The organism is Streptomyces coerulescens, from assembly GCF_042657965.1.
Taxonomy (GTDB): domain Bacteria; phylum Actinomycetota; class Actinomycetes; order Streptomycetales; family Streptomycetaceae; genus Streptomyces; species Streptomyces coerulescens.
The window spans coordinates 711,696-727,669 of the sequence record NZ_JBHSKM010000002.1; the positions used below are offsets into that span (position 1 = coordinate 711,696).

A 15,974-nucleotide genomic window follows, 5' to 3' on the forward strand; every position below is an offset into this window, starting at 1 on the left:
CTCACCCCTCCGCGCTCTCCGCGCCGCTCGTGGTGGCGGGCTCGGCCGGGCCGGGCTCGACGAAGCTGTACGGCGGCAGCGGGCCGTTGACCCGCAGTTCCAGATGCGGATGGCCCGAGCGGAGCTGCTCGACCGCGATGAGGAACGGCTCGGCGTCCTCGCGGTCCACCAGGAAGGACACATTGGCGAGCCAGCCGCTGGAGCCGGGGCCGACGCTGACGGCGTCCGCGGCCGGTTCCAGGGTGTGCTGGACGTCCGTGGCGTCCTCGGCCTCCTGGGCCTTGACGGCGGCGACCACCATCTCGCCGAGGTGCAGCCGCTGATCGTAGGTGCCGCCGCCGGCCTGCCGGTTGGCCTCCGTCATGGCCCGGATCTCCGGGTTGGCGGCCAGCACGTGGTGCAGTACGGCCTCCTCGGCGTGGGTGGCCTTGACGTTGTACTCGACCTTGCCGTCCAGGGCCCTCAGGCGCTCCTTGTAGTGCTCGGAACGCTCGGCCAGGACGGAGCTGACGGTGTCGTCGTCGGGGGCGACGCTGCCGAACCGCATCGGCAGCACACAACCACCCGCGCCGGCCTCGGCGAGCACGTTGGAGTGGGCGAGCAGTTCCCTGCGCTTGGGACGCAGCCCTTCGGGCGCGTCGCTGACGAGAGCGGCCAGCTCACCTTGTTTCAGCACCCGCACCGGGCGGGCCGGTTCACCGATGCCGCCCAACCCCTGGGGAAGGGCCGGGTGCGAGCTCGCGGTGATGCCGTAGACGTACGTGCTCACTCCTGCTCCTCCTTCCTGCGCGACGTGGTGGACTTGCGGGTGCGCTGCCTGGGCCGCTCCTCGCCTTCCTCACGTGCCTGCTTGAAGGCATCGGAGACGGTCTCGGCGGCGCCGGACAGCGCGCCCTTGGACTTGCCTTTCGCGCCGGACTCGGTGATCTCCCCGACCAGGTCGGGCAGGCCCGGTTCCTTGCGCGGCCCGGCCTCCAGGTCGAGCCGGTTGCACGCCTCGGCGAAGCGCAGATACGTGTCGACGCTGGCCACGACGACACGGACGTCGATCTTGAGGATCTCGATGCCGACCAGGGAGACCCGAATGAACGCGTCGATCACGAGTCCCCTGTCGAGTACGAGTTCCAGCACGTCGTAGAGGCCGCTGCTGCCGCCTCCGCCGCCGGACTGCTGTGCCGGGACAACGGTCATATCGGCCGTTCCTCCTTGTCTCGGGACGTTGTACTGGGCGCGGGCGGGCGGGCTAGCGACCGCCCGGCCTGTGTGCGTCGGAACGTCCACGTTCATAGCGGCGCACGCGCCGGTATCCGGTGAGCTGTCCCTCTGGGTCGAGATCGACCTGGTAGCTCGCCATCAGGCTCATCGTGTCGGGCACGCGGGACAGTTCCAGGACCTCGATCTCGAGGGACCAGCCGTCCTCCGACTGTTCGAAGGACGTCACCTTCTCCGCGCTCGCGCCGGTGAGTTCGGCGAGCTGGGTCCGTGCCTGGCGCAGGACCTCCATGGGGGCCGGCTGTTTGTCCGCCCCGCCTGTCTGCCGTCTGGATGTCTTGGGTGTTTTCTGTGAATCATTCATGGCGCCTCCCACGCCGAGTGGCCTGAGAGGCGCCGGTCAAACACATGGTTCGACTTCTTCAGCCCTTCAGTGCGTCGAGCCTGCGACGGGCCGGTCCGAGAGCGCGGGCCCGCCCCATCAGGCCGGCCCAGGGGTCGGTGCGCGCCTTCTCCGCGGCGTTCGCGATCGTCCAGCGCCGCGCATGGAGGTCCGGGTCGTCGAGCTCGGCCCAGGCGATCGGCGTGGCCACGGGGGCTCCGGGGCGGGCGCGGACCGTGTAGGGAGCGACCGCCGTCTGTGCGTAGGCGTTGCGCTGCACATCGAGATAGAGGCGCTGGCCGCGGTCCTTCTTGCGGGCGGCGGTGGTGAGCCGGTCCGGGTGGGCGGCGGCGAGCGTGTCGGCCACGTCCCGCGCGAACTCCCGCACCTCGTCGAAATCTCGCTCTCCCGTCAGCGGTACGACGATGTGCAGCCCGCGCGAGCCGGTGGTCATCGGTGCCGAGGGCAGCTTCAGCTCGTCGAGCAGCTCGCCGAGGAAGCGGGCGGCCTCACGGACCTGCCCGAAGTCGTCGTCGGCCGGGTCGAGGTCGAAGACCAGCCGGTCGGGGCTGTTGATGCTGTTGGTGCGGGAGAGCCAGCGGTGCAGGGTGAGACTGGCCTGGTCAGTGAGGTACAAGAGGGTCGCGGTGTCGTCGCAGACGGTGTGGCGGACGGTGCCGTCCTCCTTGGGCAGGTCGACCCGGGTGATCCAGTCCGGGTAGTGCTCCGGGGTGTTCTTCTGCATGAACTCGGGCCCGTCCAGCCCGTCGGGATGCCGTTCCAGCATCAGCGGGCGGCCCCGCAGATGGGGCAGCATGAACCGGGCGACGGAGCGGTGGTAGTCGACGAGATCGCCCTTGGTGTACTCCTTCGCGCCCCCGTCACCGGGGAAGAGCACCTTGTCGACCCGCTTGACCTCGACGGTACGACGGCCTGCCCGCACTGTCCTCGTGCCACCGTCGGTCACCGTACGACCGCCTCCTCCACCAGCAGCTTGCCCGCGGCGGCGATGGCGGCGGCGTCGATGCCCGCGGCGTGCAACTGCTCGTCCGGGGACGCCGAGCCCGGCATCGTGCGCACGGCGAGCCGCACCAGGCGGGGCACCGGACGCCCGTCGAGGAAGGCGTCCAGGACGGCGTCGCCGAGGCCGCCCTCCTCGTGGTGGTCCTCCACCGTGAGCAACAGGCCGGTCTCCTCGGCCGCCTGACGCAGCGTCATACGGTCGACAGGCTTGACGGAGTACAGGTCGACGACCCTGACGGGGATGCCCTCGCGGGCCAGGACGTCGGCGGCGGCGAGCGCCTCGTGCACGGTGACACCGGCCGCGACGACGGTGAGCCGGTCGTGGTCGCCGGACCGCAGCACCTTGCTGCCGCCGACCGGGAACTCCTCGTCCGGGCCGTAGATCACCGGGTCGGCGCCGCGCGAGGTGCGCAGATAGCGGATGCCGTCCAGGCCGGCCATGGCGGCGACGAGCTTCGCGGTCTGGTTGGCGTCGCACGGGTACAGCACGGTCGAGTCGTGCACGGCCCGCATCATCGCCAGGTCCTCGAGGCCCATCTGGCTTGGCCCGTCCTGCCCGATGGCGACCCCGGCGTGCGAGCCGACGAGGTTGACGCCGACGCCGCTGATGGACGCCATGCGCACGAAGTCGTAGGCGCGGGTCAGGAAGGCGGCGAAGGTCGAGGCGTAGGGCACCCGGCCGCGCGTGGCGAGCCCCACCGCGGCGGCGACCATCTGCTGCTCGGCGATGTAGCACTCGAAGAACCGCTCGGGGTGTGCCTTGGCGAAGAACTCGGCTCGGGTGGAGTCGCTGACCTCGCCGTCCAGGGCGACGACGTCGGAGCGTGCGGAGCCGAGGGCGGCGAGCGCCTCGCCGTAGGCGTTGCGGGTGGCGACCTCGTCCCCCTTGCCCCAGCGGGGCAGTTCGAGGTGTCCGTCGGGCACGGTGTGCAGGGTGCGGGTCGCGGGCGGCTCATGGACACGGACCCGCAGATCGCGTGGTCCGCCGAGCTCGGCGACGGCCGCCTCGGCGTCCGGCAGCGGCTTGCCGTGCAGTCCCTCGCGGTCCTGGACGTCGGCGACGCCCTTGCCCTTGAGGGTGCGGGCGAGGACGACGGTGGGCTGGCCGGTGGTGGAGCGGGCCTCGCCGTAGGCCCGGTCCACGGCGTCCACGTCATGTCCGTCGACCTCCACGGTGTGCCAGCCGAAGGCCTGGAAGCGGCGGGCGTAGGCGTCGAGGTCGTGGCCGTGCCGGGTCGGTCCGCGCTGGCCCAGCCGGTTCACATCCACGACGGCGGTCAGATTGTCCAGATGCTCGTACGCCGCGTGCTCGGCGGCCTCCCACACGGAGCCCTCGGCGAGTTCGCTGTCCCCGCACAGCACCCACACCCGGTAGCCGGCCCGGTCCAGCCGCTTCCCGGCCAGCGCGATGCCGACCCCGATCGGCAGTCCCTGCCCGAGCGAGCCGCTCGCGGTCTCCACCCAGGGCACCCGGCGCGGGGTGGGGTGGCCTTCGAGGCGGCTGCCGATCCTGCGGAAGGTGAGCAGTTCGCCGTCCTCGATGGCGCCGACGGCCTTGTAGGCGGAGTACAGCAGAGGCGTGGCATGCCCCTTGGACAGGACGAACCGGTCGTTGCCCGGGTGGGAGGGCCGCTCGAAGTCGTACCGCAGATGCCGGGCCAGGAGAACGGCCATCAGATCGGCGGCGGACATCGACGACGTCGGATGCCCCGACCCCGCGGCGGCGGAGGCCCGCACACTGTCCACCCTCAACTGCTGGGCGAGCTCGGTGAGTTCGGCGGTGTTCATGAGTCTCCTTCCGAGGGGGCGGGCGAGCCGGGCTTCGGCGGGGCGGGGGCCGTGGGGTCGGCGGGCCGCGGCTTGTGGACGGCCGGGGCGTCGGAAGAGGGCTGCGGCGGTTCGTGGCCCTCCGGGAGGTCCGGCTGCTTCACGGGACCCGGGGGTTCGGGGTGCCTGGCGGCGTCGGGGTCCTGGATGCGGTCCGCCGGTCCGGACCCGTCACCGGTGTGCGCCCGGCTCTCCTCGCCCGGGGTCTCCGCCTTCTCGGGGCCGCTCGGCACCCGGGCCAGCTCGGGCGAGGCCGTGTCCAGCGGTACCGACCACGACCGTACGAGGCCCAACTGGACGGCCTGGCGGGGCAGTACGGCGTCCAGGAGCCAGTCGGCGGCCACACGGACGCGGTTGCCGGGCATCGCGGCGAGGTGGTAGCCGCGGGTGACCGCGCCCGCGGCCACTCCGGACAGGGGGATGCCGAGCGGGTTGGCGGCGGCCTTGACGCCGCCGAGGTCGACGACGAAGCCCAGGTCGCGGTGACGGTAGACGCGCCGCTCCCCCAGGCCCAGGGACGCGGCAACGTTGTGCGCGACGGCCTTGCCCTGCCGCCAGGCGTGCTGCGCGGTCATGGGCGTGTACGCGCCGGGGTTCTCCAGGTCGGGTACGGCGGCCGCGTCCCCGGCGGCGAAGAGCTCTGACCGGCCCGGCACCCGGAGGTAGGGGTCGACGAGCAACCGGCCCTTCTCCAGGGGCAGTTCGAGCGACTCTGCGAGCGGATCGGGCCGTACGCCGACGCACCACACGAGGGTGCGGGTGTCGACGAACTCGCCGTCGGTCAGCAGCACCCCGCGATGCGTGGCCTCCTTCACGGAGGTTCCCATCCGCACCTCGACGCCCCGCTGCCGGAGCACCCGGTCGGCGGTGCGCGACAGCTTCTCGTCCATCTCGGGCAGGACCCGCTCGGCGATGTCCAGCAGCAGCCAGCGGGGCCGCGTGCCTGCCCGCAGGGGGCGCCTGCGGACCTGGGAGTCGGTGAAGAGCTTTCCCTGCGCGGCGACCTCGGTTCCGGTGTAGCCGGCGCCGACCACGACGAACGTGCAGCGTGCCGAGCAGCTCGCCGGGTCGTCGGCCGCTGCCGCCAGCTCCATCTGCCGGGTCACGTGGTCCCGTAGATACAGTGCCTCGGGCAGACCGCGGAAGCCGTGCGCGTGCTCGGCGACGCCGGGGATCGGCAGCAGCTTGTTGACGCTGCCCGCGGCGAGGATCAGCCGGTCGAAGGGCAGGGTGCCGCCGTCGCCCTCGGGGCCGGTGTAGCGCACGGTGTGCCCGTCGAGATCGACGGCGTCGGCCTCGCCCAGCACCAGCCGGACGTCCGGCAGCGTGCCGGTGAGCGAGACGGTCACCCTGCGTGGCTCCAGGATGCCGGCGGCGACCTGGGGCAGCAGGGGCAGATACAGGAAGTAGTCGGTCGGGTTCAGCAGGGTGATGTCGGCCTTGTGCCGGGTGAGCCGGGACAGCACACGGGCCGCCCGGTACCCGGCGAATCCGGCGCCGACGATCACGATGCGGGGTCGACTCACGGTGCGCCTCCGACGCTGTCGCGTACCTCGGGAGCCTTCCGCGTCCCCCCGGCCGGGACCGCCAAACGTCACCCGGACAGCCTCGGATTTCCCCTCCGTCGCCCTGTCCGGCGCGGTTTCCGGCGGTGGCTGCGGGTACCCGGACGGCGATCCGTCCGTGCCGCCGAGGCGGCTGTCCCGGAGGTGTCCCGCATGCCCGCGTACGGCCAGGTCACGGCAAGCACGGCGGGGGACGGACCGGTGCGATGAAACTCCGCCTGCCCGTCGTCTCCGTCTATACGGTGCCCACCGACGCCCCCGAGGCGGACGGCACCCTCGGCTGGAACTCCACGACCGTCGTGATCGCGGAGGTGAGCTCGGGCGACGAGACCGGCACCGGCTGGACGTACGGCCCGGCGGCGGTCGGTGACTTCCTGCGCGACCATCTCGCTCCGCTGATCGAGGGCCGGGGCGCCCTGGACATCCCGGCGGCGCACGACGCGATGGGCCGCGCGATCCGCAACGCGGGCCGGCCGGGCGTCGCCGCATGTGCGATCTCGGCGCTGGACATCGCCCTGTGGGACCTCAAGGCCCGGCTGCTGGAACTGCCGCTGGCGCGGCTGCTGGGGGTCTGCCGGGAGCGCGTCCCCGTCTACGGCAGCGGCGGCTTCACGACGTACCACGACAAGCATCTGGCCGCGCAGCTCAACGGCTGGGTGCACGGTCAGCACATTCCGCGCGTGAAGATCAAGATCGGCGAGGACTGGGGCCACGCCGCCCCGCGCGACCTGGACCGCGTGCGCACGGCACGCGAAGTGATCGGTCCGGAGGCCGAGTTGTACGTGGACGCCAACGGCGCCTACACCCGAAAGCAGGCGGTCCGTGTCGGCCACGCGCTCGCCGAGCACGACGTGGGCTGGTTCGAGGAGCCGGTGTCCTCCGACGACCTGACGGGCCTGCGCCTGGTCCGCGACAGCCTGCCGTGCGACGTCACGGCCGGTGAGTACGGCTACGACCTGCCGTACTTCGCCCGGATGATCTCGGCCGGCGCGGTCGACTGCCTGCAGATCGACGCCACCCGCTGCGGCGGTCCGACGGAGTTCCTGCGCGCCGCCGCCCTCGCCCAGGCCCACGGTCTGGAGGTCTCGGCCCACTGCGCCCCGCACGCCCACGCCGCCGTGGCCGCCGCGGTCCCCAATCTGCGGCACATCGAGTGGTTCCACGACCATGTGCGCCTGGAGGACATGTTCTTCACCGGCGCCCTGGACCCGACGGGCGGCACGGTCGCCCCGGTCCAGGGCCTCGGGCACGGACTGACACTGCGGACGGAGGAGATGGAGCAGTACCGGGTCGCCTGACGGTGGCGGCCGGGCTTCAGCGGCGGGCGAGGCGGGTCAGCCGCCGTGCCGCCAGTGCTCCGGCGCCGAGCGCGACCGTCCGGCCCAGCCTGGTGCGGTTGCGGGACAGCCACTGCTGAGGGCCGCCCTGACGCGACTCCTCGTCGAAGCGTCCGTGGGCTCCGAAGTCCCGTCCGTGCGGCCCGTCGGCCGGAGTCCACAGATTCCCCGCGCCCATCGGGGCTTCGGCGACGCCACCGTCCTGCTGGGCCTCGAACGCGGTCCTGGCGAGATAGCGGTCCAGCACGCCGGGAGCGACGGCGTTGGCGATCAGCGTCGCCGCGGTGGAACTCCCCACCCAGTACTCCCGCCTCCGCCCGTGCCCGGCCGCGTGCACGATCGCACGGGCGGCGACCTCGGGCTGGTACACCGGCGCCACCGGCCTGGCCCGTCCGGGCAGCCGGTTCAGCACCCAGTCGAACTGCGGGGTGTTGACGGCCGGCAGTTGCACCATCGTCGTCCGCACCCCGCTGCCCCGGTGCAGCAGCTCACAGCGCAGCGACTCGTTGAAGCCCTGTATGGCGTGCTTGGCCCCGCAGTACGCCGACTGCAGGGGGATCCCCCGGTAGGCGAGCGCCGAGCCGACCTGTACGACCGTGCCCCGGTCGCGCGGCAGCATGTGCCGCAGGGCGGCCCGGGTGCCGAACACATAGCCCAGATAGGCCACTTCGGTCACCCTGCGGAACTCGTCCGGGCTGATCTCGGTGAACGGCGCGAGGATCCCGGCGAAGGCGTTGTTGACCCAGATGTCGATGTGCCCGAAGGTGTCGGCGACCTGCTGGGCCGCGTCCTCGACGGCCTTGGCGTCGGCCATGTCCACCGGCACGGCGAGGGCCTCGCCGCCGGCCCGCTGCACGTCGTCCGCCGCCGCGGCGAGGCCCTCGCGCCCGCGGGCCAGCAGGGCGACCCGGTCGCCCCGCGCGGCGAAGGCGAGGGCCGTCGCGCGGCCCACGCCGCCGCTGGCCCCGGTCACGACGACGGCCCTGCCGTGTTTCGGCAGGGCCCTCGGCCTCGGTCGGCGCATCCCGGTCACGCCCGGTGGTGCGGCTGCTCGGGGTCGATGTCGTCCGGGTGCGGGGGCGGCGTCCCGGCCGTGCCCGGTGCTCCCGCCTCCGGCGGTGCGGGCGGCATCGGCGGATACGGCATGCCGAGCCCGCTGGGCGGGGTGCCCGGCGCCGTGCCGCCGAGGGTGCGCCCGTGTGCGGCCTCCGCCGCGTCCGGCGTGGGCCGGGACGCCGACGGCCGTGCCGCGCCGCGCAGCAGATAGGCCAGCGCGCCGAGGATCACCGCGGTGATCAGCGCGGCCGCCCAGTCGGGCAGCGCGGCGGCGAGGCCGAGCCCCAGCGCGAGCGCGAGGGCCGCGCCCGCGTACAGGGCGACGGCTCCGGACCCGGCGTACAGCACGGCCCGGCGGCGCTGCCGGCGCGTCTGCTCACGCAGCTCGTCGCGCACGGTCTCCCGCGCCACCTGCGCCAGCTCGTCGACCAGTTCCTTGTCCAGATGCTCAAGATGATCCAAGCGATCCATGGACGCCGGGTACCCCTGCCGGCACCGGCGTAACGGAGAGTGCGGGGATCGCGTGAAACGATCTCCGTGTCCGGCCGCTGCCAACTAGGCTTCCCGCATGGACATTCTGGGAGCCACGCTGCGCGTATGCGTCGACGACCTGGAGACCGCGGTCCCCTTCTACGAACGCCTGGCGGGCGGCACGGCGCTGCGCTTCGAGCGCGGTGGCGTGCAGGTGGCCGCGGTCGGCTGCTTCCTGCTGATGAGCGGCCCCGCCGCCGAGCTGGAGGTGCTGCGCAAGGTCGCCGCGACGATCGCCGTCAAGGACGTCGAGGAGGCCCGCCAGGTGCTCAGCGAGCTGGGCGCGCACATCGTCGCCGGACCGGTGGCGACTCCCGCCGGGCGCAATCTGATCGCGATGCACCCGGACGGGGCGATCTACGAGTACGTGGACCGTCAGGCGTAGCCCAGGGCCGACACGACCACATCGGTGAGCAGCGCCCCGGCCGTGCCCTCCGGGTCCAGATCGGGGTCGTAGATGGTGACGTTGAGGCCGACGCAGTGCTCGGAGGCCAGCAACGGCCGCAGCAGCGCGACCAGTTCGTCGGGCATCAGGCCGTCCGGATCGGGGCTGTCCACGGCGGGCATGACGGACGGGTCGAGGACGTCGGCGTCCAAGTGCACCCAGAAACCGTCCAGTTCCGGGATCTCGAAGGCTTGCCGGGTGACGGTCGCCAGCGTTTCGGCGCCCCATTCGCGCAGGTCCCCGACGGTCACCGTGGGAATCTTCAGGTCGGCGAGTTCGGCACGGTCCTCCTCGAAGCAGTCGCGGATGCCGAAGTACCGCAGGTCCTCGTCCCGCAGATACGGCTTCAGCCCCTCCAGGTCCGTCAGGTCGTCCTGCCCGCGCCCGGTGGCCAGCGCGACCTCCTCGCCGCCGGCCGCGCCGACCCGGTCGGAGTTGCCGGGGTGCCGGAAGTCGGGCGAGGCGTCCACGACGGCCAGCCCGTACCGGCCGGCGCGGCGCAGCGCGAGGGCCGCGCCGAGGTTGATCGAGCAGTCGCCGCCGAGCACGAGCGGGAAGTCCCCGGCGCGCACATGCCCCTCGATGCGGTCGGCGAGCCTGCGGGTGTAGGAGGCGAGGGCGGCCGCGTTGAAGACGCCGTCGCCTTCCTGCCAGTCCCCGCGGTCGTAGCGCGGCGGCACCACGACCCCACCCTCCAGCGCCCGCAGCCGCCGCACGATCCGCTGTTCCCGCAACGCGCCGGCGAGCTTGTGGCAGCCGGGCACGGTGCCCGGGGCCGGCGGGCGCAGGCCCAAGTTGGAGGGGGCGTCGAGCACCACGATGTTCCGCATGCGCCCCATCCTCTCCGACACGAAGTCGGCACTCAATGCCATGACGTCACGGTGAAGGCCGGCTTCAGGGCCGCATCTCGGCGGTGATCGCCCACCGTTCGTGATCACGCCAGGCCCCGTCGATGAAGAGCATGTTCGGCGAGAAGCCCTCCAGGCGGAACCCGCAGGCGCGGGCGAGGGCGATGGAGCCGGTGTTGGCGGGCTGGACGTTGATCTCCAGCCGGTGCAGCCGCATCGGGCCGAAGGCGTGGCGCACCACCAGGTCCAGACCCTGCCGCATCAGACCGCGGCCGGCCGCGTGGGCGAAGGCGCCGTAGCCGAGGGCGCCGCTCCGGAAGGCGCCCTCGACGATGTTGTTGATGTTGACGAACCCTGCGATCCCCCCGCCGTCGTCCTTCGAGCAGACCAGGAAACCCGCCTTGGTCGGATCCTCGATCAGCCGCCCGGCATAGGCGGCGTACGCGGCGTTGCCGTCCGGCGGGAAGAGCCAAGGATGGTGCAGTTCCTTGCTCTCCCGGGCACGCGCGGTGAACTCGGCTGCGTCCTCGTGAGTGAAGTGGCGTATGCCCACACGGGGGCCTTCGGCAAGGTAGCGGGACGAGGGGTGCGGCATTGCGCCAGCCTACGACCCGCTAACGGCGCCGTCGCATGATGTACCCGCCGAACAGTGCGCCGATGATGCCCATGGCCAGCAGCGCCAGCCACAGCGGCATCGTCACCAGGGGGATCAGCAGCCGGATCTCGGTACTGCGGGTGTTCTCGAAGATGAAGATCAACGAGAGGACGGCGAGCACCAGCACGGCGATCCGGCCAGGAGTCATCGCCCCGGCCAGACCACCCCGCTTCCCGCCGGCCTTCGTGCCGCTCTCCGACGTCTTCGCGGTCATACCACCAAGGATGCTCCCGAAGTGGCGATCACGCACGGTGAGCGGCCCGCCGGGGCGCTATCCGATCACCGGCAGCCGGAGCACCCCCGTGTCCTGGGGCGCGCTGACCACGGTCACCGGCTTGATGCCCCGGTTCCCGAAGTAGGCGTCGTCACTCGCCGCGATCACGAACCGCAGCCGGTGCCCCTGCTCGTACCGGTGCACGATCCCGGGCAGCGTCACGGTGAAGCTCCTGGTCACATCGGGCACCCGCACCGGTGCGACCAGCCGGTGCACCAGGGTGCGGGTGCCGTCGGGGGCGATGTCGTACAGCTTGGCGAAGAGCACGAGCTTGTCGGCGGCGTCCCCGGAGTGCTGGGTCCGCTCGGCCTTCGGGGAGACCACCCGCAGGGTGACCCGGGGCGCGCCGACGACGTCGGTGGTGCGTGTGAGCGGCTCACCGGTCCAGGCGAGGTAGGTGCCCGGGGTGTCGTGGGGCGCCCGGTCCGGGAGGCCGAGGAGTGCGGCGAGCGAGCTCTCCGAGTGGCTGGTGGGGACGAGCCAGTTCGTGTACGTACGGCTGCCGCGCCTCACCTTGGCGCGGTTGTCGACGAGCTTGCCGTCGCCGGAGAGGTAGAGCGTCCGGCTGAGGGCGGGGACCCGGTCTGCGGTGGCGTAGGTGTGGTCCGGGTCGGTGATCCAGTCGCGGTAGTAGGCGAAGGCAGGTCCGGTGTCGACGGTGTGCCCGCGCAGGTAGTGGTCGAACCAGGCGAGGACGCGGCGGCCGACGTAGCTGGTCTCCAGGTTGCCCTGGCCGAGGTTGAGCTCGCCCGCGGCGGGGTCGGTGAGGCCGCCGCTGTGGCCCCAGGACTGCCAGATCATCTTGGTCGGGGTGCCCTGGTCCTTGAGGGTTCGGTACGTCGCCGTCGCCTCGTTGAGGTTGAAGAGGCTGTCGGCCTGGCCCTGGACGAGGAGGGTGGGTGCCTTGACGCGGTGCAGGTACGACACCGGTGAGACGCTGCGCGCGTAGGCGAGCAGGTCGGCGGTCTGTTTCGCCGGGTAGCGGCCGGAGTTGAGTGTGCGGATGGTGTCGCAGGCCTTGGTGACGAAGTGCAGACAGGCCAGGGAGTTGATGCGGGAGGGGTCGAGGTTGGGCTCCAGCAGGGGCTGGCCCTCGCCGATCAGGTAGAAGCCGTTGGCCCACTGCCATTTGAAGGAGCCGGGGACGCCGCCGCTGCCGACCGCGTTGTTCGGGTCGAGGGAGTACGCCAGGTCGTTCCAGGTGATCATCGGCACCAGTGCGTCCAGGCGCCGGTCGACGGCGGCCGTGGCGAGCTGGACGGCACCGCCGTAGGAGCCGCCGACCATGCCGACGCGCGGGTCGCCCGGGGCGTCGAGGGTGACGTAGTCGACCTTCGTACCGTCGTCGGCGGCGCGCCCGCCGCCCAGGAAGTCGATCAGCCCGGAGGCGGCGACGCCGTCGATGGTGGGGTCGTCGAGCGAGATCGGGCAGCCGGACCTGCCGAAGCCGAGCCCGGAGTAGACGAGGGAGACGTATCCGCGCTCGGCGAAGGACTTGCCGATGACGTCGGTCGAGCCGTCGGACTTGCTGCCGCCGAAGCCGTTGGTGGCGACGACGGCGGGTGCGGGACGGGCCCGGTCCACGCCGGCGGGCCGGTACAGATCGGCGTCGACGGTGCAGGTGCGGCCGCCCGCCTGGACGGTGAACTTCAGGGCGGTGACGGTGTACTGGCCGGTCGCTGCGGCGGCCGGTGCGGTGAGCGCGAGGGGTGCGGTGAGCGTGGCGCCGAGGACGAGAGCGAGAGGGGCTCGGAATCTGGGCACACGACGGGACACGGGGACCTCCACACTGAGGCACGTCGGGACAGCCCTGCATACCGACCAGTAAGTACTGGCCGGTTGTCATGGTGTGACACGTGTCAGGCGAGGTCAATCGCCGTGACGGAGGTTTCTTGACGGATATTCAGTGAATCGGGTTCAGCGCAGTGCGGGCTCATCGAGCGTCAACGTCCCCGCGTCGGCGTCGAGTTCGGCGCTCACCCCGAACGGAATGGTCAGCGCCCCTTCACAGTGCCCGAACCCGAACTCCTCCACAACGGGCACACCGAGGCCACCCAGTCGGTCCAGGAGCAGCGCACGCACCCGCTCGTACGGCTCGCACTCCTGCCACGACCCGAGCAGCACCCCGCGCACGCCCTCGAACAGACCGGCGCGCAGCAACTGGGTGAGATAGCGGTCGAGGCGGTACGTCTCCTCGCCCACGTCCTCCAGGCACAGCAGACCGCCGCGCGCGGAGGTGCGGGCGTGCGGGGTGCCCGCCTCGGCGGCGAGCAGGCAGAGGCAGCCGCCGAGCGTCACACCGCGCGCCCGGCCCGGCACCAGCGCGGAGCCGGTGGAGGCGATCGTGCGCACGGACTCCGGGTCGAAGAGCGTGGCCCTCAGATGCTCCTGGGCCCGGGTGTTCTTGATGAAGTCGGCGCCGGCCGCCATCGGCCCGTGGAGTGTCGTCAGGCCGAGGCGCCCGGCGAAGGCCTCGTGCAGCACGGTGATGTCGCTGAAGCCGACGAACACCTTCGGTCCGGCCTGGGCCATCGCGTCCCAGTCGAGCAGGTCGACGATCCGCTGCACGCCGTAGCCGCCCCGGGCGCACAGCACGGCGTCGACGGACGGATCGCACCAGGCGCCCTGGAGATCGGCGGCCCGGTCGGCGTCCGTCCCCGCGAGGTAGCCGAACGTGCCGTGCCGGCCGAGCACATGGGGTGCCACCAGCGGGTCGAGGTCCCAGCCGCGCAGAATGTCGAGTCCGGCCTCCAACCGCTCCTCGGGCACGGGCCCGCTGGGGGCGACGACTGCCACGCGGGCGCCGGCGGCGAGTCGGGCCGGTCGCACGAGCGGCCGTACGGGCTCTGTCACTTGGCGAGCTCCAGCTTCGGGATTCCGGGCGGGTTCAGCCCGAAGACCTGTGCGTACAAGGAGAGTTCCGACTCCAGGACGCGGACCATCGTCTCCGCCCGGCGGAATCCATGGCCCTCCCCCTCGAAGGCGATATAGGCGTGCGGCACTCGGCGTCCCTCCATCCGGGCGAGGAACCGCTCGCACTGGGCGGGCGGGCAGATCACGTCGTCCAGGCCCTGCAGCAGCAGGAACGGCACCGTGAGGTGCTCGGCGTGCTCGGCGGGCGAGCGCTCCAGGTACCGTGCCGGCACCTCGGCGAGCGGTCCGACCAGGGACTCCAGGTACTGGGACTCGAAGTCATGGGTCTCGCCGGTGCCCCAGCCTGCCAGGTCGAGGATCGGGTAGAGGATCGTGCCGCAGGCGAAGACGTCGGTCGTCGTGAGCGCGGCCGCGGTGGTCCAGCCCCCCGCGCTGCCGCCCCGGACGGCGAGCCGCTCCCGGTCGGCGGTGCCCTCGTCGGCGAGGGCGAGCGCGACGGCCGCGCAGTCCTCGACGTCGACCACGCCCCACTGCTCGCGCAACCGGTCGCGGTACTCCCTGCCGTAGCCGCTGGAGCCGCCGTAGTCGACCTCGGCGACACCGATGCCGCGGGAGGTGAAGTAGGCGATGGCCAGGTCCAGCACGAGGGGCGCCCGCGAGGTGGGGCCGCCGTGCGCCCAGACGACGTACGGCGGCGGGGTGTCGTCGGGGGCGACGCAGCCGGGGTTGTGGGGCGGGTAGATGTGCGCGTGGATGTCCTGTCCGCCCGGGCCGGTGAAGGTGCGGATCTGCGGCTCGGGGTAGTGGGCGGGGTCCACGGCGTCGTCGTGCGCGGCCCCGATCACCCGGGTGCGACCGGTACTGGCGTCCAGCTCGGTCACCTCGTAGGCGCTGCGCGGGCTGGCGCCGACGGCGACGACCCGCTCGCCGTGCGCCGCGAGCGTGGGCGCGAATTCGGTCCAGGGGCCGGCCGCGTCGACGATCTCGCCGGTCTCCGGGTCGAGCACCCCGAGCGCGGTCGCCCCACGGCCGTGCACGACCGCGACCAGCCCGCTCGCCAGCGGCGCGAACCAGCGCAGGCCGAGCTGCCACAGCGGGCCGCCGAACTCCTCCTCGCGCGGGCACAGCGGTACGCCGTCGCGGTAGAGGTTCCACCAGCCGCTGCGGTCGCTCGAGTACAGCAACCGCCCGTCCGCCGACCAGTCCACCTGGGCGATCGACTCCCGCGGTCCGCCGGCGACGGTCCGCGCGCTGCCGAGGGTGCCGTCCGCCGTGACATCGGCGACCAGCAGTTCCGTGCCGTCCCAGGGCATCCGCGGATGGTCCCAGGTGAGCCATGCCGCCCGCCGCCCGTCGGGCGAGATCCGCGCCCCGGTGACGAACCGGCGTCTGTCGTCGGTCAGTTCGCGTACGGCGCCGCGGTCCCCGGCCGCCGAACCGTCCAGCGGGACGGCGGCCAGAACGCGCCGCACCTCGGTGGAGCCGGATCCGGTGAACTCCTCCAGCACGCACCACACCTCACCGAGGTCGAGCCGCAGCTGCGGCTCCACCCAGCGCAGTCCGCCGCCCACACCGGACACGGGGGTGAGCGGACGCGGCTCGTCGCCCTCCTCGTAGCGGTAGAGCCGCTGGTCGGCGAAGTTGACGAAGACGACGAGCGGCCGCCCGTCCGCGACCGCGCCGGCCCACGGCTGCCCGCCGTACTCGATGACTCGGCTGCGTACGTTCCAGGGGGCGGGCAGCACCGACTCCTCGCCGCCGTCGGCCCGGCGCCGCACCAGCGTGCGCCGGCCGCCCTCGGCGGGCCGGGCCTCGGTCCACCACGCCTCCTCCCCCACGAAGCCCACGAAGTCGGGCCGCCCCTCGTGCGCCGCGGCGACGGCCGCGTCGATGGGCGAGGGCCAGGAACCGTACGCCAGCGTCCGCACTGTCTCCCCCAACTCCC

Annotated in this window: 16 protein-coding genes; 2 read left to right on the plus strand and 14 right to left on the minus strand. The window is 72.5% G+C overall.

Annotated elements, in window-relative coordinates; genetic code table 11:
* Window position 1 precedes the first annotated feature (1 nt).
* The 6 genes from ACFPQ9_RS04665 to ACFPQ9_RS04690 are packed head-to-tail and all read right to left on the minus strand — an operon-like array spanning window position 2 to window position 5,970.
* Window positions 2–769, minus strand: coding sequence for a GvpL/GvpF family gas vesicle protein (locus ACFPQ9_RS04665; protein ID WP_380846905.1), 768 nt, complete (start codon window positions 767–769; stop codon window positions 2–4).
* A complete protein-coding gene (locus tag ACFPQ9_RS04670) occupies window positions 766–1,191 on the minus strand; it encodes a gas vesicle structural protein GvpA (RefSeq protein ID WP_380846908.1) in 426 nt (141 codons plus the stop codon). The genes ACFPQ9_RS04665 and ACFPQ9_RS04670 overlap by 4 nt, the downstream gene beginning before the upstream one ends.
* 52 nt (window positions 1,192–1,243) lie before the next feature.
* Window positions 1,244–1,576, minus strand: a complete 333-nt coding sequence (locus ACFPQ9_RS04675; RefSeq protein ID WP_380846911.1) for a gas vesicle protein GvpO — start codon at window positions 1,574–1,576, stop codon at window positions 1,244–1,246.
* Between the two features lie 58 nt (window positions 1,577–1,634).
* The gene (gene ligD / locus ACFPQ9_RS04680; protein WP_380846914.1) at window positions 1,635–2,561 is read right to left on the minus strand and encodes a non-homologous end-joining DNA ligase; all 927 of its coding nucleotides are present in this window, start codon (window positions 2,559–2,561) and stop codon (window positions 1,635–1,637) included.
* Window positions 2,558–4,405 (minus strand): transketolase, encoded by a 1,848-nt coding sequence (locus ACFPQ9_RS04685; protein WP_380846917.1) that lies wholly within the window; start codon window positions 4,403–4,405, stop codon window positions 2,558–2,560. Before ACFPQ9_RS04685 ends, ligD begins: the two co-directional genes overlap by 4 nt.
* The gene (locus ACFPQ9_RS04690; protein WP_380846920.1) at window positions 4,402–5,970 is read right to left on the minus strand and encodes an FAD-dependent oxidoreductase; all 1,569 of its coding nucleotides are present in this window, start codon (window positions 5,968–5,970) and stop codon (window positions 4,402–4,404) included. The genes ACFPQ9_RS04685 and ACFPQ9_RS04690 overlap by 4 nt, the downstream gene beginning before the upstream one ends.
* Before the next feature lie 245 nt (window positions 5,971–6,215).
* Here ACFPQ9_RS04690 and ACFPQ9_RS04695 point away from each other — a divergent pair, with 245 nt between their 5' ends.
* A complete protein-coding gene (locus tag ACFPQ9_RS04695; RefSeq protein WP_380846923.1) occupies window positions 6,216–7,307 on the plus strand; it encodes an enolase C-terminal domain-like protein in 1,092 nt (363 codons plus the stop codon).
* Window positions 7,308–7,323: 16 nt separating this feature from the next.
* On the opposite strand, the gene ACFPQ9_RS04700 is transcribed toward ACFPQ9_RS04695, so the two are convergent.
* Entirely contained in the window at window positions 7,324–8,370 is a 1,047-nt protein-coding gene (locus tag ACFPQ9_RS04700) for an SDR family oxidoreductase (RefSeq protein ID WP_380846925.1), read from the minus strand.
* A 5-nt stretch (window positions 8,371–8,375) separates the two neighbouring features.
* A complete protein-coding gene (locus ACFPQ9_RS04705; protein ID WP_380846928.1) occupies window positions 8,376–8,873 on the minus strand; it encodes a phage holin family protein in 498 nt (165 codons plus the stop codon).
* A gap of 97 nt (window positions 8,874–8,970) precedes the next feature.
* On the opposite strand from ACFPQ9_RS04705, the gene ACFPQ9_RS04710 reads away from it, so the two are divergent.
* Window positions 8,971–9,318, plus strand: a complete 348-nt coding sequence (locus tag ACFPQ9_RS04710) for a VOC family protein (protein ID WP_380846931.1) — start codon at window positions 8,971–8,973, stop codon at window positions 9,316–9,318.
* Here ACFPQ9_RS04710 and ACFPQ9_RS04715 read toward each other — a convergent pair.
* The 6 genes from ACFPQ9_RS04715 to ACFPQ9_RS04740 form a co-directional block, all read right to left on the minus strand.
* Window positions 9,309–10,208 (minus strand): arginase family protein, encoded by a 900-nt coding sequence (locus ACFPQ9_RS04715; RefSeq protein WP_380848417.1) that lies wholly within the window; start codon window positions 10,206–10,208, stop codon window positions 9,309–9,311. The two genes, ACFPQ9_RS04710 and ACFPQ9_RS04715, sit on opposite strands and share 10 nt — an antisense overlap.
* A 64-nt stretch (window positions 10,209–10,272) precedes the next feature.
* Window positions 10,273–10,821: a GNAT family N-acetyltransferase gene (locus ACFPQ9_RS04720; protein ID WP_380846934.1), complete on the minus strand. Its 549-nt coding sequence runs from the start codon at window positions 10,819–10,821 to the stop codon at window positions 10,273–10,275.
* Window positions 10,822–10,840: 19 nt separating this feature from the next.
* On the minus strand, window positions 10,841–11,095 hold the full coding sequence (locus ACFPQ9_RS04725) for a LapA family protein (protein ID WP_380846937.1): 255 nt from the start codon (window positions 11,093–11,095) through the stop codon (window positions 10,841–10,843).
* A gap of 57 nt (window positions 11,096–11,152) precedes the next feature.
* On the minus strand, window positions 11,153–12,931 hold the full coding sequence (locus tag ACFPQ9_RS04730; RefSeq protein WP_380846940.1) for a CocE/NonD family hydrolase: 1,779 nt from the start codon (window positions 12,929–12,931) through the stop codon (window positions 11,153–11,155).
* A 141-nt stretch (window positions 12,932–13,072) separates the two neighbouring features.
* Window positions 13,073–14,008, minus strand: a complete 936-nt coding sequence (locus tag ACFPQ9_RS04735) for a S66 peptidase family protein (RefSeq protein ID WP_380846943.1) — start codon at window positions 14,006–14,008, stop codon at window positions 13,073–13,075.
* On the minus strand, window positions 14,005–15,969 hold the full coding sequence (locus tag ACFPQ9_RS04740; protein WP_380846946.1) for a prolyl oligopeptidase family serine peptidase: 1,965 nt from the start codon (window positions 15,967–15,969) through the stop codon (window positions 14,005–14,007). Before ACFPQ9_RS04740 ends, ACFPQ9_RS04735 begins: the two co-directional genes overlap by 4 nt.
* Window positions 15,970–15,974: the final 5 nt, after the last annotated feature.